1 pseudogene is annotated in these 963 nt (G+C 40.0%); it reads left to right on the top strand.

Features of this window, described 5'->3' with window-relative positions:
- Window positions 1-963 (top strand): annotated as a pseudogene (locus tag CLNEO_RS15165) (IS3 family transposase); the annotation flags it as partial.

Raw genomic sequence — 963 nt, 5'->3', positions numbered from 1 at the left:
AACTCAAAAATCGTCGTACATTTACGTCCGAATTCAAACAACAAATTGTTGATCTCTCCCGAAGCGGTAAGAGAAAATGCGATATCATACGTGAATATGATATTTCAGGCTCCCTCCTTGATAAATGGATAGGCCAGGCAACAAAAACTGGATCCTTCAAGGAGAAAGATAACCGTTCTCCAGAAGATGAGGAACTACTTCGTCTTCGCAAAGAAAACCAACAGCTTAAGATGGAGAACGACATTTTAAAACAAGCAGCGCTGATCTTAGGACGAAAGTAAATGTGATTAAGGCTAATACTCACAAATACTCTGTGTCAGCAATGTGTGATGTCCTGCAAATCCCAAGAAGCACTTATTATTATGAGGCTAAGGCAAAACCGGATGAATCCGAACTGACGGCTTCAATAGTTGATATATTTATAGCGAGCCGTAATAATTACGGAACCCGGAAAATCAAAGTAAAACTGAAAGAAAGAAATATCATTGCTTCACGCCGTCGGATAGGCAGAATCATGAAGCAGGAAGGGCTAGTTTCAAACTATACCACAGCCCAGTTCCATCCACAAAAGGATACCTGTAATGAGTCAAAGGTTGAAAATATAGTTGACCGGCAATTCAACAAACAGCCATTCCGAAACGTGGTAGTAAGCGATTTAACATATGTCAGAGTCGGCATGAGCTGGAACTATATATGTGTTCTTATTGATCTCTTTAACAGAGAAATCATCGGTTATAGTGCCGGACCTAACAAAACGGCATCACTTGTAAAACACGCATTTCAGACCGTAAAGGGAAACCTGAAAGATATCCAGATTTTCCATACGGATCGAGGAAATGAGTTCAAGAACCAGCTAATAGAAGATACACTCAAAACCTTTGAAATTACTCGATCCCTAAGTCACAAAGGATGCCCTTATGACAATGCTGTAGCAGAGGCAACTTTTAAGATTATAAAGACCGA

The sequence above is a fragment of the Anaerotignum neopropionicum genome, from assembly GCF_001571775.1.
Taxonomy (GTDB): Bacteria; Bacillota; Clostridia; order Lachnospirales; family Anaerotignaceae; genus Chakrabartyella; species Chakrabartyella neopropionicum.
Note: the sequence above shows the minus strand (reverse complement) of the source record. Positions and strands in the feature narration are given on the sequence as shown.